Below are 19,848 nucleotides of genomic sequence, written 5' to 3' on the forward strand. Positions count from 1 at the left end.
GTGATGCAGCCGATGATCCTGGTCATGATGCGGCCCACCGTGGCGCCGCCGCGGGACACGGAGTGCGTGGACGTCCCCGGCGGTCCGCAGGCCGAGACGTTCTTCGCGAAGGACCTGCCCGGCGCCATTTCCGAGCACTACAGGGCGGGCCGTACCGCGGGCAGCTGGGGCGTCATCGGTGACTCCACGGGCGGCTACTGCGCCCTGAAGCTCGCCGTGCACCACCCCGACGTGTACGCCGCCGGGGTGGGCCTCTCCGCGTTCTACAAGGCGCCGATCGACGTCACGACGGGCGATCTCTTCCACGGCGACAAGGAGTTGCGCCGGCGCGCCGACCTCATGTGGTACCTCGACCACATGCCGCCGCCCAAGACGTCCCTCCTCGTCACCACCAGCAAGCAGGGAGAGGACAACTTCGGGGACACCGAGAAGTTCATCGGCAAGGTGAAGCCGCCCACGCGCGTCTCGTCGATCACGCTCGACAGCGGCGGGCACAACTTCAACACGTGGCGCCGTGAGATTCCCGCCGCCATGCAGTGGATGAGCGGGCGCCTGAACGGCGAGCAGTCCTAGGCCCCTTCCGGCGGAGCACCGCGGCGGGTCTCCTCAGCTCTTGCCGATGCCCGTGATGGTCTCCAACTCGACGTCCGAGCGCGCGATGTCGCGCGCGTCCGCCGCCGTCGACCTGCGCAGCGCCTCGTGCAGCCGGGCCGGCGTGAGGATGCCCAAAAAGCGGCCCTCGCTGTCCTTGTCGATGACCGCGATCCAGCCCGCGTCGTGCTGGAGCATCGTCGAGAACGCCTGCTTCAGGGTCGCGCCGACCGGCAGCCACGCCTCCATGCGGCGTGCGTGGTCCCGGACGGTGCCCGGGCCGCTGTGGGCGTGCTCGGCGGAGATCCAGCCGTGCAGGTTGTTCTCGCCGTCCAGGACCACGGCCCAGCGGGCTTCGAGCTTCGCGGGCAGCGGGTCGTCCAGGTGCAGGACGGGCGGCTGCTCCAGGTCGCCCTCCTCGATGGGCGTCACGGAGAGGCGCTTGAGGCCGCGGTCCGCGCCGACGAAGTCCGCCACGTAGTCGTTGGCCGGTGCGCCCAGGATCGTCGAGGGGGTGTCGAACTGCTCGATGCGGCCCTCTCCGTAGACGGCCATGCGGTCGCCCAGGCGGACCGCCTCCTCGATGTCGTGCGTGACGAAGAGGACGGTCTTGCGCACGGCCTGCTGGAGGCGGAGGAATTCGTTCTGGAGGCGCTCGCGCACCACTGGGTCGACGGCGCCGAACGGCTCGTCCATCAGGAGCACGGGCGGATCGGCCGCGAGCGCACGGGCCACGCCGACGCGCTGGCGCTGGCCACCGGAGAGCTGCTCGGGGTAGCGGCCGCCGAAGGTGGCGGGGTCCAGGCCCACCAGGTCGAGCAGTTCGGCGGCACGCTCGCGGGCCTTGCCCCGCTTCACGCCGAGGAGATGCGGGACGGTCGCCGTGTTCTCCAGGACCGTTTTGTGCGGGAAGAGGCCGACTTGCTGGATGACATAGCCGATACGGCGCCGCAGTTGCACCGGGTCGGTGGTCGATATGTCCTCGCCGTCGACGGATATCCGGCCCTCCGTCGGCTCGATGAGACGGTTCACCATCTTCATCGTCGTCGTCTTCCCGCAGCCCGACGGGCCGACGAGCGTGACCAGTTCGCCCTCGGCGACCTCGAAGGACAGGTCGTCGACGGCGGTGGTGCCGTCCGCGTACCGCTTGGTGACGTGCTCGAACCGGATCATGATTCCCCATTGTTGCGGGCGTTGTGTAAAGCCCATGTTGCGCCTGTACGACGAGTCTCGGCGATTGTCGGTGCCCCGCGTTAGGGTCGCCAGACGGCCTCGGGAAACGGGATGCGGGGGGAGTGGGGCGGATGAGCGGGCAGAACTGTCTGGTGACGAACGACTGGATATGCGGGGAGTACGTCAGCTCCCGCAGCCAGGAGTTGATCGACGCCACCGTGCAGCACGTGGGCATCACCGCGGCATCGGTCGCCATCGGCGTCGCCGTCTCGCTGCCGCTCGCGCTGCTCGCGCGGCGCTGGCGTTTCCTCGCGGGCCCGATCCTCGGCGTGACGACCGTGCTCTACACCGTGCCCTCGCTGGCCATGTTCTCGCTGCTGCTGCCCTTCTTCGGGCTCTCGGCCTCGCTGGTCGTCACGGGCCTCGTGCTGTATTCCCTGACGATCCTGGTACGGAACATCCTGGCGGGCCTCAGGGCCGTGCCGGAGGAGGCGCGGGACGCCGCCAGGGGGATGGGGTACGGCCCGCTGCGGCTGCTGTGGGAGGTCGAACTGCCGCTCGCGCTGCCCGCGCTGCTCGCCGGCGTCCGCATCACCACGGTCTCGACGGTGGCCCTGACGACCGTCGGCGCCATCGTCGACTACGGAGGCCTCGGATCGCTGATCCTCGACGGCCTCGACACGACCTTCAAGGCACAGGTGCTCACCGCGTCCGCGCTCTGTGTGCTGCTCGCGGTCGTCGCCGACCTGCTTCTGCTCGCGCTCCAGCGGTGGCTGACGCCCTGGACCCGGGTCCGTCGCATACGTACGAACCGTCCCGCTCGCGCGGAGCGCCCGGCCAAGGTGGCTGAACCTGCATGAACGCGATAACCGGCGCGTACGAATGGCTGACCACGGGTGCCAACTGGCAGGGCGAGAAGGGGGTGTGGCACCGGCTCGGCGAGCACCTCTACTTCAGCGGGGTGTGCCTCGCCGTCGCCTGCCTGATCGCGCTGCCGATCGCCCTGTATCTCGGACACATCGGCAAGGGCGGCGCCCTCGCGGTGAACATCTCGAACATCGGCCGTGCGGTGCCGACGCTCGCGGTGCTCGTCCTGCTCACGCTCACGCCGCTCGGCGAGCACGGCGACGTGCCGACGCTGATCGCGCTCGTGCTCTTCGCGGTCCCGCCGCTGCTGACCAACGCCTACATCGGGATGCGTGAGGTCGACCGTGCGGTGGTCGAGGCCGCACGGGGTATGGGCATGAGTGGCCGCCAGCTGTTCGCCCGGGTCGAGCTGCCGCTCGCGTACCCGCTGATCATGACGGGAGTCCGTTCCGCGGGCGTGCAGGTCGTCGCCACGGCGACCCTTGCCGCCATGGCGGGAGAGGGCGGCCTCGGCCGGATCATCACGGCCGGGTTCAACCTGCAGAACACGCCTCAGGTGGTGGCGGGGGCCCTGCTCGTGGCCCTGCTCGCGCTCTTCGTGGAGGTGGTGCTCGTCGTGGTGGGCAAGGTCTTCAACCCCATGCGGGGTCGCACGGAGGTCGCGCGGTGATCACCGGACGGCGGTTACCGGCAGGGCGGTTTGCGGCAGTTTTCAGATTTTCCGAGGGCTTTCGAAATGGTGGTTCACCGATGAACAGCACAACGCGTCGCGCGCGACGGATGGCAGGGGCGGCCGCGGCCGTCGTGGCGCTGACCGCGGGGCTCACCGCGTGCGGCGGTGACAGCCTGGAGAAGGACGGCAAGGGCGACAGCGCGGGCAAGGCGGGCGACAAGGGAAAGATCGTGGTCGGCTCGGCCCGTTTCACCGAGCAGAAGGTGCTCGCCGAGCTCTATGCGGGAGTTCTGGAGGAAGCCGGGTATGACGCCGAGGTCAAGACCGTCCAGAACCGCGAAGTCTATGAACCCGAGCTGAAGAAGGGCGCGATCGATGTCGCTCCCGAATACGCGGCGACCCTCGCGGAGTTCCTGAACCTCGGCAAGAACGGCCCGAAGGCGAAGCCCGTCGCCTCGAATGACGTGGACGACACGGTTGCCGAGCTGAAGAAGCTCGCCGAACCGCGCGGCCTGAAGGTGCTTCCCGTCGGTGAGGCGGTCGACCAGAACGCGTTCGCGGTGAGCAAGGAATACGCGAAGGAGCACAAGCTCAAGACGCTTTCGGATCTCGGCAAGTCCGGCGAGAAGGTCAAGATCGCCGCGAGTGACGAATGCGAGTCGCGGCCGTTCTGCGCTCCGGGACTCAAGAAGACGTACGGCATCGATGTCGCGGGAATCGACCCCAAGGGCGTCGGCACCACGCAGTCCAAGCAGGCCGTCAAGAACGGCACGGACCAGGTGGTGCTGACCACGACCACCGACGCGACGCTCGACAGTTTCGGTCTGGTGGCCCTTGAGGACGACAAGAAGCTGCAGAATGCGGACAACATCCTTCCGGTTGTGAACGCGAAGGAAGCGGGCGACAAGGAGATAGCCGACGCGCTCGGGGAGCTGACCAAGACGCTGACGACGGAAGATCTCGCGGAACTCGACCGGAAGGTCGATGTGGAGCGGCAGAAGGAAGCCGATGTCGCCACGGAGTATCTGGAGTCGAAGGGATTGATCAAGAAGTGACGGGGAAGTAGCGCGACCGGCGGCATCCTCGAAGTGGCTCGGCCGAAAGTGGAGTTGAGTGGCCGAAGAGGATCGTTAAGGGTGGGGAGTCGGCACAGTGACGTTGTCTTTTTGGCGGGCGGGGCTCCAGAGTTCGCCTACGCGCGGTAAGTTTCTGGCCATGCCACGTGGACGTCACCGCCATTCCCCACCCCTGCACAGGCTGCTTCCTCCCTCGACGGTCGCAGGCCTCTCTCTTGTCTGCGCCGGCGGCGCCTGGCTGTTCGCGGAACCTGTGGTGCTCCGCGGCCTGGCCGCGGCCGCGGCCGCGGCTGCCGTCGTGGGCTCGGTCGTGATGCGCCGCTGGGACCTGGCGGCCGGCAAACAGGTCGCCGAGCTGGGCCGGGCCCGCAAGAGCGACGAGTGGCGCTACGAGGAACGCATAGCCGAGTGCGAGTCCGACCTCGACGAGTCCCGCGAGATCCGGGGCCGTCTGGAGACGAAGCTGCGCTCCAAGCGGGCCGAGCTCGCGGCCCTGCGCAACGAACACGCGGCGCTGCTTCGGCGGTACGCGACGGCGGAGACCGAGCGGGCGAGCGCCCTTGAGGGGCGGCGGCTGCTCGCCATAGAGGCGTCCACTCCGGCGAGGGCGTTGCCGCCGGCTCCGGTTCGTACGCAGGCTTCCGTGCCCGTGCAGGCTCCGGCCGCCCGTGTGGAGGCTCCTGCTCCCGTCGTGCGTCCGGGGGCGATCGCGCCCCCGTCGCTGTACGAGCGGGCGAACTCGGCGCTCGACCGGCTGACGCCGAAGCCTTCCCCCGAGGACGCGGGGTCCCGTGCGGGGTCGGTTTCCGGCCAGAGTGCGGACGGCGGCGAAGCGCGGGGGAAGTCCGGGGCGGCCGAGGGGTACGGCGGGCATGAGCGCGCGGTTGCCGTCGCGCCGCCCGCACAGAGGCAGCGTCCGGCGGTACAGGGCGGTTTCGACTTCTTCGGCACGAAGGGCGAGGCGACAAAGGGCGAGGCGACGAAGGGCGAGGCGACCGCCGGGGCCCTTGAGTCCGTCCAGAACGTGGATCTCGCCGATGTGGTCGGCGAGGAAGCACTCGCCGTGCACAAGGCGGAGGCCGAGGCGGAGTTCAAGAAGCCTGACGGCGACGCCGAGCAGCGGGGCGTGGGCCAGGTCATCGACCTGACGGCACATGACGAGACGGAGCAGATCGACGTGGCGGGGCTGCGGACCGCTCTGCGGGCGTAGGCGGGCCCCTGGGCCTCGGGCGCCGTCATCACCGGCTCCGCCGAGTTCGTCCTCAATCGCCGGACGGGCTGGATATTCCAGCCTCTGCGGAGGGTCGGGGAAAGGCTCTCCCGTCACGCCATCCAGCGATCGGGCCGCGCCGTTCTCCGCCCCGTGCGTGAGCGGTCGGCCTGCGACTGGAGCAGTTCCTTCGCCTCGTCGGCAGGACGCAACCGCGCCGTCACCGTCTTGTTCGCGCCCGTGTCCACCTCGACGTCCGCCACGCCCTTGAACCGCTCCCAGGGCCCCTGCGTGAGCCGTACGCTCTGCACCTTCGCGTGCGGCACCAAAGACAGGCGGCGTCGCAACAGGCCGTGCCGGGCCGCGAAGACCGTGTCCGTCACCGCGAGGCCGTACCCCTTCCACCACACCGGAAGGCACCACGCGGCCCGCGCGGGAGGGCGGATCAGCTCGGCCGGGGCAGGCACCCGCACGCCCGGCAGGATCCGCGCGATCACGGACTCCGCGACCTCGCGCGGCGCGACCGGCACCAGGACGCCGTTGGACGAGCCGGCCACGTCCAGCTCCACCCGCACCCATCCGCGCCGCCGCCACAGCCACGGCTCCACGACACGCACCGTCTGCACCCGCCCCGGAGGCACCGTCTCGTGCGCCTTGTCGAGCAGCCCGTGGTCGATGCGCAGGCCGTCAGGGGACTCGCCCACCTTCCAGTCGTACTCCCCGATGAACCGCCCGATGCTGCTGGCGAACGCGCCGCCCAGCATGGGGAGTCCGGTCGCGAGGACTGTCCACAGGTTGTGGGTGGCGAACCACAGGAAGGGCGGCACGACGAGCGCGGCGACGAGCATGCCCCACGTCGTGCCGGTCAGGACCAGGGAGATCGCGAGCATGCGCGGCTGGACGTGCACCAGGTTGTTGACCGGCGCCTCACCGACCTCACGGGCCGTCTCGGGCGCGAAACCGGCCGCCCGCGCGAGGAGTTCGGCGCGCAGCGACGAGGCTTCCTCCTGGCCCAAAAAGGCCAGTTCGTCCTTCTTCTCCGCGCCGACGACATCCAGCTTGAGCTTGGCCACGCCCGCGATGCGGGCCGCGAGCGGCTGTGTCACGTCCACCGCCTGGAGCCGGTCTAGCCGGATGTGCGCGGTGCGCCGGAAGACCAGTCCGGTGCGGATGCGCAGTTCGGTGTCGGTGACGGCGAAGTGCGTGAACCACCAGCTCATGAAGCCGTAGAGCGCGCCGCCCAGGAGGACGACGGCGATTCCGGCGAGGATCTGGGTCACGGGGAGCTCGGACACCCGGCGCTGTGTGCCGCTCGGGTCGTGCACCGCGAAGCCCACGACGACCGCCACCGGCGCCCAGGCCCTGCGCAGGGGCGTGACGGGGTGCAGACGCCGCTCTCGCACGACTTCGGTGCCGGGGGCGTGTTCTTCCCCGGCCACCTCCCGTACGCCGCTCACAGCCCCGCCGAGCGGGCCTCGCCCAGCTCGGTGAGCCGGTCGCGCAGCCGCTCGGCCTCCTCGGGGATGAGGCCGGGGATCCGCGCGTCGGTGGCGGCGGCCGCCGTGTGCAGCTGCACGCTGGCCAGCCCGAAGTGCCGCTCCACGGGCCCCGAAGTCACCTCGACGAGCTGCATCCGGCCGTACGGGACGATCGTCTCCTCGCGCCAGAGCACGCCCCGGCTGATCAGCAGGTCGTCGGCCCGCTCCGCATACCGCCAGGACCGCCAGTTGCGCCCCAGCATCGGCCAGCCCCAGGCCACGAAGGCCAGCGGAACGGCCGCGAAGGCCGCCCATCCGGGCCCGGCGAAGAGGCCGAGGAGCACGCCGACGGCCGCCGCGAGCGGCACGAGCCACGCCACCAGGAGCAGCCGCCGCATGCGCAGCAGCCCCCGCGGCAGCCCGGTCCACACCGGCTGCGCCCCCGACTGTCCCGGTCGTGCCGGCTCCGCGGTCCCCGTTTCCATGCTCCAAGCGTACGTAGCGGAGCTGACAGTCGCGTATGGCCGCGTGTACGAGAGAATGCGCGCATGAGCCCCACGACGGAGACCACGCTCGGCATCGGCGGCGCCGCGGAGAGCACCGACATGGTGCTCAACATCGGCCCGCAGCACCCGTCCACGCACGGCGTGCTGCGGCTGCGCCTCGTCCTCGACGGCGAGCGGATCCAGCAGGCGGAGCCGGTCATCGGCTATATGCACCGCGGCGCGGAGAAGCTCTTCGAGGCGCGTGACTACCGGCAGATCGTGGTGCTCGCCAACCGGCACGACTGGCTCTCCGCGTTCTCGAACGAACTCGGCGTCGTCCTTGCCGTGGAGCGGATGCTCGGCATGGAGGTGCCCGAGCGCGCCGTGTGGATGCGCACGCTGCTCGCCGAGCTGAACCGCGTGCTCAACCATCTGATGTTCCTCGGTTCGTATCCGCTCGAACTGGGCGGAATCACCCCGGTGTTCCACGCGTTCCGGGAGCGCGAGGAGCTCCAGAACGTCATGGAGGAGATCTCCGGCGGCCGCATGCACTACATGTTCAACCGGGTGGGCGGTCTCAAGGAGGACCTGCCCGCCGGGTGGGCCACGCGCGCGCGTGCGGCCGTCGCATCGGTCCGCTCCCGCATGGACGTGTACGACAAGCTGGTGCTCGGCAACGAGATCTTCCGGGGGCGCACCCGCGGCGTCGGCGTGCTCTCCCCGGAGGCCGTGCACGCCTACGGAGTGAGCGGTCCCATCGCCCGCGCCTCCGGAGTGGACTTCGACCTGCGCCGTGACGAGCCCTACCTCGCGTACGGGGAGCTCCAGGACACCCTGAAGGTCGTCACGCGCCAGGAGGGCGACTGCCTGGCCCGCTTCGAGTGCCTCCTGGAGCAGACCCACAACGCCCTCGATCTCGCGGACGCCTGCCTGGAGCGGCTCGCCGAGCTGCCCCAGGGGCCGGTCAACCAGCGCCTCCCGAAGGTGCTCAAGGCCCCCGAGGGCCACACGTACGCGTGGACCGAGAACCCCCTGGGCATCAACGGCTACTACCTGGTCTCCAAGGGCGAGAAGACCCCGTACCGCCTGAAGCTCCGCTCGGCGTCGTACAACAACATCCAGGCGCTCGCCGAGCTGCTGCCCGGCCAGCTGGTCGCCGACATGGTGGCGATCCTGGGCTCACTGTTCTTCGTGGTCGGGGACATCGACAAGTAGCGGACCGGCGGGGATTCCCACCGGCTGGACCAGCCACCCGAAGTCGCCGAGCCCGCCCGCCGCGGTCAGTTCGGCCGCTTCCCCCGCGCGCGTGAGGGCCCGTACGTATGCCGCCGGGTCACCGGAGGCCAGCGAGAGCGGCGGGCGGCCGCCGCTCACGCCCAGGGCGTGCAAGGCCGCCCGCTGGGTCAGCAGGGCGGCTCCGGGCAGCGCACACGCGTCGAGTGCCACATGGGCGGTGATGTCGCAGGTGCCGTCCGGCAGGGGCGCCGTCTCGCGGCCCGCGCGGAAGCCGGTCAGCGTGCCGAAGGGCGGGCGCCAGGCGCGGTCGTGCGCGTAGTCGACGGCGACCGCGAGGCCGCGCGTCAGGGTCGCCGCGGCGCCCGCCCACGCCTCGTCCCTGGAGCGGCCGATCTCCGCGCGCAGGCCGGGCTCCGCGGCGAGCGGCCACCAGCGTGCGAGCCACTCGGCGTCCTGCCCCTCGACGGGGTCGCCCGGCGATTCGGTGCCGTCGTCGCGTACGAGGACATGGCGGACGACGCCGTCCGGTGCGACCTCGGCGACGTCCAGGGGGACGTTGTCCAGCCACTCGTTGGCGAAGAGCAGACCGGTGACCCCGTGCGGCGCCCGGTCGAGCCACTCGACGCGCGGGTCGAGGCCTTCGGGGCGGCCGGCACGCTCCACGGCGCAGGCACGCACGCGTGGCGCCATGTCCGAGGGCAGTGCCGCAAGGACGCCCGCGGCCAACTCGCCGCGGCCCGCTCCGAGATCGACGAAGGTGAGCTCGTCCGGGTGGTCGAGCGCCTCGTCCACCCGGCACAGGAGCCGGGCCACAGCGCCCGCGAAGAGCGGCGAGGCGTGCACCGACGTCCGGAAGTGCCCCGCGGGTCCTTCGGGGCGCAGATAGAAGCCGCCGGGCCCGTACAGGGCGGCCTCCATGGCCTCCCGCCAGCCGCGCCGTACGTCCTGTCCCTGACTCCGGACCTTGTCTCCCACGCGAGAAGGCTAAGCGGGCCTCCACCTTGGGGAGTACACGCGAGGGATACGGATCGGCCCTCCGGTTGACCCCGGAGGGCCATGGCGCTGCCTACGCTGGGTTACGTGCAACGCGTCTATGACTTTCTCCGCAGACACCCGACCGGGGTCGACGGCTTCTGGGCCGTCGTCCTGCTCGGGGTCTCCGGCGTCGGCATGGTCTCCATGGCCGACGCGGACGGCCGCGACCCCACGGTCGCGGCCGCCGTCGTCGTACTCGGCATGTCCGTCGTGGTGGCGCTGCGCCGCAAGTACACCGAGAAGATGCTGGTCCTCGCGGCCGTCCTCGGCGTCGCCCAGCTGGTCTTCGACGTGGAGACGATGCCGGCGGACTTCGCGATGCTGGTGATCATCTATACGGCTTCGGCCGACGGCACGAAGTGGGCCTCGCGGTTCGCCCTCACGGGCGGTCTGTGCGCGGCTCCGCTTTCGTCGCTGCGCTGGCCCGAGGAGAGCATAAGCACCTTCGGCAGCATCTTCTTCGCGATCTTCCAGATGGTGCCGTTCGCCCTCGCCTGGGTGCTCGGCGACTCCATCCGCACCCGTCGCGCGTACTTCGCGCAGCTGGAGGAGCGCGCCGACCGCCTGGAGAAGGAGCGGGCCGCGCAGTCCAAGGTCGCGGTGGCGGCCGAGCGGGCCCGCATCGCCCGCGAGCTGCACGACGTGGTGGCGCACAACGTCTCGGTGATGGTCGTCCAGGCCGACGGAGCCGCGTACGTCCTCGACGCGGCCCCCGAGCAGGCCAAGCAGGCCCTGGAGACCATCTCGGGCACCGGGCGCCAAGCGCTCGCCGAGATGCGCAGGCTGCTCGGCGTGCTGCGCACCGGCGAGCACCAGGAGAGCGGCGAGTACGTCCCGCAGCCCGACGTCGAGCAGCTCGACGAGCTCATCGAGCAGGTGCGCACGGCCGGCCTGCCGGTCGACTTCAAGGTCGAGGGCACCCCGCGCCCGCTGCCCAGCGGCGTCGAGCTCACGGCGTACCGCATCGTGCAGGAGGCGCTCACCAACACCCGCAAGCACGGCGGAGAGAACACCGGCGCGAGCGTGCGCCTCGTCTACTTCGACGACGGCCTGGGGCTGCTCGTCGAGGACGACGGCAAGGGCGCACCCCACGAGCTGTACGAGGACGGCGGCGCCGACGGCAGCGGGCACGGACTGATCGGCATGCGCGAGCGTGTCGGCATGGTCGGCGGCACCCTCGACGCGGGGCCGCGGCCGGGCGGCGGCTTCCGCATCAGTGCGCTTCTCCCGCTCAAGCCCGCAAATTGACACCTGTCACCGAAATGTCCACGCCCTACGCTCGTGACCGCGTCCAGTCACTTGCGACCGCACCCGTACGCTCATGAACACACTCACGAAAGGGCCTTTGATGTCGATCCGCGTCATGCTCGTCGACGACCAGGCGCTGCTGCGCACGGGATTCCGGATGGTGCTCGCCGCACAGCCGGACATGGAGGTCGTCGCCGAGGCGGGCGACGGGGTCGAGGCGCTTCAGGCGCTGCGGACGACCGCGGTCGACGTGGTGCTCATGGACGTGCGCATGCCGAAACTGGACGGCGTGGAGACGACCCGGCGCATCTGCCAGGACGAGAACCCGCCGAAGGTCCTGATCCTGACGACCTTCGACCTCGACGAGTACGCATTCTCGGGGCTGAAGGCGGGCGCGTCCGGCTTCATGCTGAAGGACGTGCCTCCGGGGGAGCTGCTCGCCGCGATCCGTTCCGTGCACAGCGGTGACGCGGTGGTCGCGCCGTCCACGACGCGGCGCCTGCTCGACCGCTTCGCGCCGATGCTGCCGAACGCGGGCGGACAGCCGCAGCACAAGGAGCTCGAGCGGCTCACCGACCGCGAGCGCGAGGTCATGATCCTGGTCGCCCAAGGCCTTTCGAACGGTGAGATTGCGGCTCGCCTTGTCCTGTCGGAGGCCACGGTGAAGACGCATGTGGGCCGCATCCTCACCAAGCTCGGTCTGCGGGACCGGGTGCAGGTGGTGGTTCTCGCCTACGAGACGGGGCTGGTCCGGGCGGGCGGCGGGGCGGCCTGAGAGCTGCCAGGTCCGGCGCGGGAGGTCAGCGCAGGATGCCCTCCAGGAAGTCGCTGCCGAGGCGGGCCACCACGGTGACGTCCAGCTGGTGCATCACATAGCGACCGCGCCGGGTGGTGGTGACCAGGCCCGCCTTCTTCAGGAGCGTGAGGTGCCGGGAGACCTCCGGTGCCGTGAGCCCGGCCGCGTGGGCCAGCTCGCCTGTGCTGAAGGGCGCGCGGGCCATGTCGCGGCACAGCCGCAGGCGCACGGGGTGGGCGAGGGCCGTGAGCCGCCGCTCCAGGGTCTCCACGGAGGTGGGCCTGGCCAGGTCCGGGGCCGACACGGGGTAGTGGACGACCGGGCGCCAGCCCGGTGCGTGCAGGACCATCAGGTGCGGCCAGGCGAAGTGCGACGGCACGAACGTGAGCCCCGCGCCCAGGGTGTGGTCCAGGGCGGTCGTGGTCCCCGGCACCAGCTTGTCCGCGGTGATGCGGCGGCCTTCCGGGTCCACCGAGAGCGCCGCCGACACCGAGGAGAGGACCTCGGCGAGGCCCTTGCGGCGCAGTATCTCCGTCTTGTGCCGGGCGTCGGCGGCCAGTTGGACGCGCACCCGCCGCCAGGTGTCGGCGAAGAACGCCTCGTCGCAGTCCTCCAGGAGGCGGCGCAGCCAGGCCCGGACGGTGTGCGGGTCGGTCAGCAGACGCTCGGCGAATTCCAGTTGCCGCGTGCCGCGGGTGGCGGCGAGTTCCAGGGCGCGGGCGCCGCGGACGGGGTCGGTGAGCGGTGAAGGACCGCCTTCGTTGTACGTCGTGCCGCAGGTGAACTCCAGGGCCGCCATGACGAACCGCTCGTCGTCCAGGCGGTCGAGGAGGTCGAGCTCCTCGGCGAGAGTGACCCCCGGTCTGCCGTCGCCGTCCACGAGCCCCGCGAACGGCATGAAGACGTCCGAGAACGAGTTCCGCCACAGGAAATCGGCCTCGCACAGGCGGTCGGCGAGGTCCGGCTTGAGCGACGCGGTGGTGGCGGTGGCCCAGCCGTGCATGCCGGGGTGGTGCCCGGGCTCGGCCAGTGCGTGCAGGGCGACGCCCAGCTCCGCCAGGGGCGAAGGGTCGAAGAAGATCCGCTCCTGCGGCAGGCCCGCGATCTCGATGTGCACGCTCATGGACCCATCGTGCACCGCGCCACTGACATCCCGGCCGCCGATTGACGCCCGGTGTCAATCGGCGCGACGGGGGCCTGACGGCGGGAGCAGTCTGAGGTCACAGGGCCGGAACCCGAACCGGCTCACCTCCACCCACCCCTGCGCCGACTCGGTTTCCCGTCGACCCAAGGGTGCCCGATAAGTAACATTTGTCTTGAAAGGCGACTCGCCATGAGCATCACGCAGCAGTACCTCCTCGACGGCTACCGCGCCGCCCAGCACGACGAGCGCACCCCGCCCGCCCCCGGTGCCCAGGACTGGCAGGTCATCCGCGAGGTACGCGACTACGGCCGTTTCCGTGCGGTCGTCGAGGAGCGCCCCGCCCGCGGACGGGTCCGGGCAGCCGTGACCCGGTTCATCCGGGGATCCGGCGTACGAACTCCACGACCGCATCACTGACGTCGTCAGGCGACCACTCCAGGCCCGCCCCGGTCACGGTGACCTCCGTGACCGAGAGGCCGGGCGGCCCGTCGGGGAACCAGCGGCCGAACAGCTGGGTCTTGGTCTCCTCCGCCTGCCCGAGCGCCGCCTCGGTCAGGGCCTCGTGGTCGTACGGCAGCCAGACCTGGAACTGATGGGTGTGCGGCCGCTCGGGGTGCACGCGCGACCAGGGCACCCCGGCCGCCGCGAACCCCTCGCGCAGCGCCTCGGCCACCACGCGCGCGTGGGCGACGTAGTCCGGCAGGCGCGGAAGCGTGTTCTTCAGGCCGAGCAGGGCCGCGACGGCGGCCGGAAACTGCTGGAAGAGCAGGCCGCCGTACCGGTGCCGCCAGGTCTTCGCCTCGTCGACCAGGGTGCGCGGGCCCGCGAGCGCCGCCCCGCTCAGGCCGTCCAGGGACTTGTAGAACGACACGTACACGGTGTCCGCGAGACCGGCGATCTCCGCGAGGGAGCGGCCGAAGTGCGGTGTGCACTCCCACAGGCGCGCGCCGTCGAAGTGCACGACGGCGTCGCGTTCGCGGGCCGCCGCCACGACGTCTTCGAGCTCCTCCCAGGACGGCAGGACGAAACCGGCGTCCCGGAGCGGCAGTTCGAGCATCAGCGTCCCGAAAGGCTCTCCGAAGTCCGCCACCTCATCGGCCGTGGGCAGCCGGGGCTCCCGCGTCGGATGCACCGTGCGCAGCCCGCTCACCGCGTACAGGGCGCCCCCTTCGTGGACCTCGGGGTGCGCCTTGGGGTGCAGGGCCACGGTCGCGTTGCCCGTGCGGCCCGCCCAGCAGCGCAGGGCGACCTGCTGGGCCATCGTGCCGGTCGGGAAGAAGGCGGCCGCCTCCTTGCCGAGCAGCCGCGCGACCTCGTCCTCCAGGCGGGCGACGACGGCGTTGCCGTAGATGTCGACGGGCTCGTCCGCGCCCACGACCTCCGGGGCCGCATCCGCGAGTGCCGAGAGCCGCGCTGCGGCCGGGAGGAGCCCGGACCAGCGGTGCAGGGTCCGGTCGGCGCCGAGGCCCGCGGCCCGGCGGCGGACTGCCGCGAGATCCTCCTCGCCCGCCCCTTCGTCCGCGGGATGCTCCTGGCCGTGTGCTCCGTCGTGTGAAGTCATGTCCCGAGCATGGCGTGCGATCGGCCACCGGTCATACGAATACCCACAGCCTGTGGACAGCGGAGGACGCGGCGCGGACCAATCGCGTTAGCATGACGAGAAATCGTCCGGTACCCCGAGCGGACTGGAACGGGAAGGCGTCATCGCGTGAACGCACCTCATCAGCCAGACCCGCGGGACCGCCCCGCGAGGCTCACGGTGGGTGTCGTGGGAGCGGGCCGGGTAGGCCCCGCGCTCGCCGCGGCACTCCAGCTCGCCGGACACCGTCCGGTCGCCGCGTCGGGGGTCTCCGATGCCTCCGTACGACGCGCGGCGGCCCTGCTGCCCGACGTCCCCCTCGTCCCGCCCGCCGAGGTCCTGGACCGCGCCGACCTGGTCCTTTTGACCGTGCCGGACGACGCCCTGCCGGGCCTGGTCGAGGGCCTCGTCGAGACCGAAGCGGTCCGCCCCGGCCAGCTCCTGGTGCACACATCAGGGCGGTACGGCACAAAGGTGCTCGAACCTGCCCTGCGGGCCGGCGCCCTGCCGCTCGCGCTGCACCCCGCCATGACGTTCACCGGCACCCCCGTCGACGTACAGCGCCTCGCGGGCTGCTCCTTCGGGGTCACCGCTCCCGAGGAGCTGCGCCTCGCCGCCGAGGCCCTGGTCATCGAGATGGGCGGCGAGCCCGAATGGATCGCCGAGGAAGCCAGGCCGCTGTACCACGCGGCGCTCGCGCTCGGCGCGAACCACCTGGTCACGCTGGTCGCCGAGTCCATGGACCTGCTCCGCGAAGCGGGCGTCGGCGCCCCCGACCGGATGCTCGGCCCGCTGCTCGGCGCCGCCCTGGACAACGCCCTGCGGTCCGGCGACGCCGCACTGACCGGACCCGTCGCGCGCGGTGACGCGGGCACCGTCGCGGCGCACGTCGCCGAGCTGCGCAAGCACGCGCCGCAGACCGTCGCCGGCTATCTGGCGATGGCCCGCGCGACCGCCGACCGCGCGCTCGCCCACGGTCTGCTCAAGCCCGAGCTGGCCGAGGACCTCCTGGGGGTCCTCGCCAACGGCGGCAGCGCGACCGGCGGCAGCGAAGGAGGCTCCCGGTGACCGGCCTCCTGCACACCGCCGAACCCCTGCGCACGCGCGCGCGTGCCGGCCGCCGCGTCGTCGTCATGACCATGGGCGCCCTGCACGAGGGCCACGCCACCCTGATCCGCACCGCACGCCGGATCGCGGGCGACGACGGCGAGGTCGTGGTCACGGTCTTCGTGAACCCCCTCCAGTTCGGCGCGGGCGAAGACCTCGACCGCTATCCCCGCACCCTGGACGCCGACGTCAAGATCGCCGAACAGGAAGGCGCGGACTTCGTCTTCGCCCCGTCCGTCGACGAGGTCTATCCGGGCGGCGAACCGCAGGTCCGGATCAGCGCGGGCCCCATGGGCACACTCCTCGAAGGAGCCACACGCCCCGGCCACTTCGACGGCATGCTCACGGTCGTCGCCAAGCTGCTGCACCTCACCCGGCCCGACGCGGCGCTGTACGGCCAGAAGGACGCCCAGCAGCTCGCCCTCATCCGCCGCATGGTGCGGGACCTGAACTTCGGCGTGGAGATCGTCGGCGTACCCACGGTGCGCGAGGACGACGGGCTGGCCCTCTCAAGCCGCAACCGCTACCTGTCGGCGGACGAGCGCCGCACCGCGCTCGCGCTCTCCCAAGCCCTCTTCGCGGGCCGCGACCGGCACGCCGCCCAGGAGGCCCTGCACGCGCGTGCCGCGCTCGCCCCCGTCACGCACGCGCGCGCCGACGCCCTGAACGCCCTGGGGGAGTCCCGCGCCGCCGCCGACACCCACGCGCTCGCCCAGTCCGTCACGCCGTCCGTGCCCGGCGGCCCCGCCGCCGTCCGCGCCGCCGCCCGGCAGGTCCTGGACGAGGCGGCCCGCCGCAAGACCCCGCTGGAGCTGGACTACCTCGCTCTGGTCGACCCCGCCGACTTCACGGAAGTCGGGCCGGGCCACACGGGCGACGCGGTTCTCGCCGTGGCGGCCAAGGTCGGCGCGACCCGGCTGATCGACAACATCCCGCTCACGTTCGGAGCCACCGCATGAGTGCCACCGGAATACGGCTGCACGCCCCCGCGCCGGGCTGGTCCCTGGCCGCCGACATCGTCGTCGTCGGCTCCGGAGTGGCCGGACTGACCACGGCCCTGCGCTGCTCGGCGGCGGGCCTGAAGACCGTCGTGGTCACCAAGGCCCGCCTGGACGACGGCTCCACGCGCTGGGCCCAGGGCGGTATCGCCGCCGCACTCGGCGAGGGCGACACCCCCGAACAGCACCTGGACGACACCCTCGTGGCGGGCGTGGGCCTGTGCGACGAGGAAGCCGTGCGCACCCTGGTCACCGAGGGCCCCGGCGCGGTGCGCCGCCTCATCGAGACCGGCGCCCACTTCGACACAGGACCCGAAGGCGCCATCGAGCTGACCCGCGAGGGCGGCCACCACCGCCGCCGCATCGCGCACGCGGGCGGCGACGCGACCGGCGCCGAGATCTCCCGCGCCCTGGTCGAAGCGGTCCGCGCCCAGTCCATACCGACGGTGGAGAACGCCCTCGTACTGGACCTGCTCACCGACGCCGAAGGCCGCACCGCCGGTGTCTCCCTGCACGTCATGGGAGAGGGCCAGCACGACGGCGTGGGCGCGGTCCACGCCCCCGCGGTCGTCCTCGCCACCGGCGGCATGGGCCAGGTCTTCTCGGCGACCACGAACCCCTCCGTCTCGACGGGTGACGGCGTCGCGCTCGCCCTGCGCGCGGGCGCCGAGGTGAGCGACCTGGAGTTCGTGCAGTTCCACCCCACCGTGCTCTTCCTGGGCGCCGACGCCGAGGGCCAGCAGCCGCTGGTCTCCGAGGCGGTGCGCGGCGAGGGAGCCCACCTCGTGGACGCGGACGGCGTGCGCTTCATGGTCGGCCAGCACGAACTGGCGGAGCTCGCCCCCCGCGACATCGTCGCCAAGGGCATCACGCGACGCATGCAGGAAAAGGGCACCCAGCACATGTACCTGGACGCCCGGCACTTCGGCGCCGACATGTGGGAGAACCGCTTCCCGACGATCCTCGCCGCCTGCCGCGCCCACGGCATCGACCCGGTGACCGAGCCGATCCCCGTCGCCCCGGCCGCGCACTACGCATCGGGCGGCGTCCGCACCGACCCGCACGGCCGCACCACGGTCCCCGGCCTGTACGCCTGCGGCGAGGTCGCCTGCACCGGCGTGCACGGCGCCAACCGCCTCGCCTCCAACTCCCTTCTGGAGGGCCTGGTCTACGCCGAGCGCATCGCGGCGGACATCGCGGCACAGCACGCCGAGAAGGCCCTCCCCGCGCTGTACGCGGCCGTTCCCGTCCCCGTGCCCGCACCGGCGCCCGACCACGACGCCCCCGCGCACCCCCTGCTGCCCCCCGAGGCCCGCTTCGCCATCCAGCGCGTGATGACCGAGGGCGCCGGAGTGCTCAGGTCCGCAGAGTCCCTCTCCGGGGCCGCGGCCCGCCTCGCCCGCATCCACGCCGAGGCCGCGGGCGCGCTCGCCGAGGACGGCAAGACCGCCGAACCGGGCGTCGACACCTGGGAGACGACCAACCTCCTGTGCGTCGCCCGCGTCCTGGTCGCCGCCGCACAGCGCCGCGAGGAGACCCGCGGCTGCCACTGGCGCGAGGACCGCCCGGAGCGCGACGACGAAGCCTGGCGGCGCCACATCGTCGTACGCCTGAACGCGGACCGGACCCTGGCGATCCGCACCACCGAGACCCACGACTTCCCGCCGACCGGCCCGAGTCCCCGTCCCAGCCCTCAGGAGAAGTGACCGTGAGCACCCCCGACGACCTCCCTCTCGCCCCCACGGGCGGCGGCTGCGGCGACGCCTGCGGCTGCGGCTCGGACGACGCGTACGACCCCATGGAGTGCGGTCTCGACCCCGCTCTCGCGCAGCTCCTGACCGACGCGGGACTCGACCCCGTCCAGGTCGAGGACATCGCGCACCTGGCGATCGAGGAGGACCTGGACGGCGGCGTGGACGTCACCTCGGTCGCCACGATCCCCGAAGAGGCCGTCGCCACCGGCGACTTCACCGCGCGCGAGGCCGGTACGGTCGCGGGCCTGCGCATCGCCGAAGCCGTCATCTCCGTCGTCTGCACGGACACCTTCGAGGTCGAGCGGCACGTGGAGGACGGCGACCGCGTGGCGGCGGGCACCAAGCTGCTCAGCGTCACCACCCGCACCCGCGACCTGCTCACCGCCGAGCGCAGCGCGCTCAACCTCCTGTGCCGCCTCTCCGGCGTGGCGACGGCCACGCGCGCGTGGGCCGACGCCCTCGACGGCACCGGCGCCAAGGTCCGCGACACCCGCAAGACGACGGCGGGCCTGCGCGCCCTGGAGAAGTACGCCGTGCGGATGGGCGGCGGCGTGAACCACCGCATGTCGCTCTCCGACGCGGCCCTGGTCAAGGACAACCACGTGGTGGCCGCCGGAGGCGTGGAGCAGGCCTTCAAGGCCGTCCGCGCGGCCTTCCCCGACCTGGCCGTCGAGGTCGAGGTCGACACCCTGCACCAGCTGCGCGAGGTCGTGGACGCGGGCGCCGACCTGATCCTCCTGGACAACTTCACGCCCGGCGAGACCGAGGAGGCCGTGGCCATCGTGCGGGGCCGCGCGATCCTGGAGTCCTCGGGCCGCCTCACCCTGGAGAACGCCCGGGCGTACGCGCAAACGGGCGTGGACTTCCTCGCGGTGGGCGCCCTCACCCACTCCTCGCCGATCCTGGACATCGGCCTCGACCTGCGCGCGGCGGAGTGACGACGACATGCTGCTGACCATCGACGTCGGAAACACCCACACCGTCCTCGGCCTCTTCGACGGCGAAGAGATCGTCGAGCACTGGCGCATCTCCACCGACGCCCGCCGCACCGCCGACGAACTGGCCGTCCTGCTCAACGGCCTGATGGGCATGCACCCGCTGCTCGGCGAGGAGCTGGGCGACGGCATCGACGGCATCGCCATCTGCTCGACGGTCCCCTCCGTCCTGCACGAACTGCGCGAGGTCACCCGCAGGTACTACGGAGACGTGCCCGCCGTCCTCGTGGAGCCCGGCATCAAGACCGGCGTCCCGATCCTCATGGACAACCCCAAGGAAGTCGGCGCCGACCGCATCATCAACGCGGTCGCGGCCGTCGAGCTCTACGGAGGCCCCGCCGTCGTCGTCGACTTCGGTACGGCGACGACGTTCGACGCGGTCTCCGCGCGCGGGGAGTAGACC

The 19,848-nt window shown here is 71.8% G+C and carries 19 protein-coding genes and 1 pseudogene; 14 read left to right on the top strand and 6 right to left on the bottom strand.

Annotation, left to right across the window (positions count from 1 at the left end; genetic code table 11):
* Nucleotides 1-573: alpha/beta hydrolase (locus tag ACQKIP_RS17290; protein ID WP_427743359.1), on the top strand; the 573-nt coding region annotated here is incomplete at its 5' end.
* A gap of 33 nt (nt 574-606) precedes the next feature.
* Here the strand turns inward: ACQKIP_RS17290 and ACQKIP_RS17295 are convergent.
* Nucleotides 607-1,764, bottom strand: coding sequence for an ABC transporter ATP-binding protein (locus ACQKIP_RS17295; protein ID WP_365858844.1), 1,158 nt, complete (start codon nt 1,762-1,764; stop codon nt 607-609).
* Between the two features lie 131 nt (nt 1,765-1,895).
* Between ACQKIP_RS17295 and ACQKIP_RS17300 the strand changes: the two genes are divergently transcribed.
* The 4 genes from ACQKIP_RS17300 to ACQKIP_RS17315 all read left to right on the top strand — a co-directional run bounded on the left by ACQKIP_RS17300 (nt 1,896) and on the right by ACQKIP_RS17315 (nt 5,590).
* Complete coding sequence (locus ACQKIP_RS17300) at nt 1,896-2,624, top strand: ABC transporter permease (protein ID WP_365858842.1); 729 nt, start codon at nt 1,896-1,898, stop codon at nt 2,622-2,624.
* On the top strand, nt 2,621-3,301 hold the full coding sequence (locus tag ACQKIP_RS17305) for an ABC transporter permease (protein WP_365858840.1): 681 nt from the start codon (nt 2,621-2,623) through the stop codon (nt 3,299-3,301). Before ACQKIP_RS17300 ends, ACQKIP_RS17305 begins: the two co-directional genes overlap by 4 nt.
* Before the next feature lie 80 nt (nt 3,302-3,381).
* Nucleotides 3,382-4,359 (top strand): ABC transporter substrate-binding protein, encoded by a 978-nt coding sequence (locus ACQKIP_RS17310; protein WP_365858838.1) that lies wholly within the window; start codon nt 3,382-3,384, stop codon nt 4,357-4,359.
* Between the two features lie 160 nt (nt 4,360-4,519).
* Entirely contained in the window at nt 4,520-5,590 is a 1,071-nt protein-coding gene (locus ACQKIP_RS17315) for a hypothetical protein (protein WP_365858836.1), read from the top strand.
* A gap of 113 nt (nt 5,591-5,703) precedes the next feature.
* On the opposite strand, the gene ACQKIP_RS17320 is transcribed toward ACQKIP_RS17315, so the two are convergent.
* Both ACQKIP_RS17320 and ACQKIP_RS17325 read right to left on the bottom strand, forming a co-directional pair.
* A complete protein-coding gene (locus ACQKIP_RS17320; protein ID WP_365858834.1) occupies nt 5,704-7,047 on the bottom strand; it encodes a PH domain-containing protein in 1,344 nt (447 codons plus the stop codon).
* Nucleotides 7,044-7,553 (bottom strand): PH domain-containing protein, encoded by a 510-nt coding sequence (locus ACQKIP_RS17325; protein WP_365858832.1) that lies wholly within the window; start codon nt 7,551-7,553, stop codon nt 7,044-7,046. The genes ACQKIP_RS17320 and ACQKIP_RS17325 overlap by 4 nt, the downstream gene beginning before the upstream one ends.
* Before the next feature lie 63 nt (nt 7,554-7,616).
* Here ACQKIP_RS17325 and ACQKIP_RS17330 point away from each other — a divergent pair, with 63 nt between their 5' ends.
* Complete coding sequence (locus ACQKIP_RS17330; protein ID WP_365858830.1) at nt 7,617-8,768, top strand: NADH-quinone oxidoreductase subunit D; 1,152 nt, start codon at nt 7,617-7,619, stop codon at nt 8,766-8,768.
* Here the strand turns inward: ACQKIP_RS17330 and ACQKIP_RS17335 are convergent.
* A complete protein-coding gene (locus tag ACQKIP_RS17335; RefSeq protein WP_365859429.1) occupies nt 8,733-9,707 on the bottom strand; it encodes an SAM-dependent methyltransferase in 975 nt (324 codons plus the stop codon). The genes ACQKIP_RS17330 and ACQKIP_RS17335 overlap by 36 nt on opposite strands.
* A gap of 162 nt (nt 9,708-9,869) precedes the next feature.
* Here ACQKIP_RS17335 and ACQKIP_RS17340 point away from each other — a divergent pair, with 162 nt between their 5' ends.
* Together ACQKIP_RS17340 and ACQKIP_RS17345 are read left to right on the top strand one after the other, a co-directional pair.
* Nucleotides 9,870-11,072, top strand: coding sequence for a sensor histidine kinase (locus ACQKIP_RS17340; protein ID WP_365858828.1), 1,203 nt, complete (start codon nt 9,870-9,872; stop codon nt 11,070-11,072).
* A 100-nt stretch (nt 11,073-11,172) separates the two neighbouring features.
* Nucleotides 11,173-11,847: a response regulator transcription factor gene (locus ACQKIP_RS17345; RefSeq protein WP_365859427.1), complete on the top strand. Its 675-nt coding sequence runs from the start codon at nt 11,173-11,175 to the stop codon at nt 11,845-11,847.
* A gap of 25 nt (nt 11,848-11,872) precedes the next feature.
* Here ACQKIP_RS17345 and ACQKIP_RS17350 read toward each other — a convergent pair whose 3' ends face one another.
* Nucleotides 11,873-12,985, bottom strand: a complete 1,113-nt coding sequence (locus tag ACQKIP_RS17350; RefSeq protein WP_365859425.1) for a DUF5937 family protein — start codon at nt 12,983-12,985, stop codon at nt 11,873-11,875.
* A 216-nt stretch (nt 12,986-13,201) separates the two neighbouring features.
* On the opposite strand from ACQKIP_RS17350, the gene ACQKIP_RS17355 reads away from it, so the two are divergent.
* Nucleotides 13,202-13,429 carry a hypothetical protein gene (locus ACQKIP_RS17355; RefSeq protein WP_365858825.1) on the top strand — a complete coding sequence of 76 codons (228 nt, stop codon included), beginning with the start codon at nt 13,202-13,204 and terminating at the stop codon, nt 13,427-13,429.
* Here the strand turns inward: ACQKIP_RS17355 and ACQKIP_RS17360 are convergent.
* Nucleotides 13,386-14,573 carry a threonine aldolase family protein gene (locus tag ACQKIP_RS17360; protein WP_365858823.1) on the bottom strand — a complete coding sequence of 396 codons (1,188 nt, stop codon included), beginning with the start codon at nt 14,571-14,573 and terminating at the stop codon, nt 13,386-13,388. The genes ACQKIP_RS17355 and ACQKIP_RS17360 overlap by 44 nt on opposite strands.
* Nucleotides 14,574-14,720: 147 nt before the next feature.
* Between ACQKIP_RS17360 and ACQKIP_RS17365 the strand changes: the two genes are divergently transcribed.
* The 5 genes and pseudogenes from ACQKIP_RS17365 to ACQKIP_RS17385 form a co-directional block, all read left to right on the top strand.
* Nucleotides 14,721-15,659 (top strand): Rossmann-like and DUF2520 domain-containing protein, encoded by a 939-nt coding sequence (locus tag ACQKIP_RS17365; protein ID WP_365858820.1) that lies wholly within the window; start codon nt 14,721-14,723, stop codon nt 15,657-15,659.
* A complete protein-coding gene (gene panC / locus ACQKIP_RS17370; protein WP_365858818.1) occupies nt 15,656-16,657 on the top strand; it encodes a pantoate--beta-alanine ligase in 1,002 nt (333 codons plus the stop codon). Before ACQKIP_RS17365 ends, panC begins: the two co-directional genes overlap by 4 nt.
* The gene (locus tag ACQKIP_RS17375) at nt 16,654-18,402 is read left to right on the top strand and encodes an L-aspartate oxidase (RefSeq protein ID WP_365858816.1); all 1,749 of its coding nucleotides are present in this window, start codon (nt 16,654-16,656) and stop codon (nt 18,400-18,402) included. The genes panC and ACQKIP_RS17375 overlap by 4 nt, the downstream gene beginning before the upstream one ends.
* Before the next feature lie 2 nt (nt 18,403-18,404).
* Complete coding sequence (gene nadC, locus ACQKIP_RS17380; protein WP_365858814.1) at nt 18,405-19,388, top strand: carboxylating nicotinate-nucleotide diphosphorylase; 984 nt, start codon at nt 18,405-18,407, stop codon at nt 19,386-19,388.
* Between the two features lie 7 nt (nt 19,389-19,395).
* Nucleotides 19,396-19,842 (top strand): annotated as a pseudogene (locus ACQKIP_RS17385) (type III pantothenate kinase); the annotation flags it as partial.
* Nucleotides 19,843-19,848 lie beyond the last annotated feature (6 nt).

This window comes from Streptomyces sp. NPDC059900 (assembly GCF_050270335.1).
Taxonomy (GTDB): Bacteria; Actinomycetota; Actinomycetes; order Streptomycetales; family Streptomycetaceae; genus Streptomyces.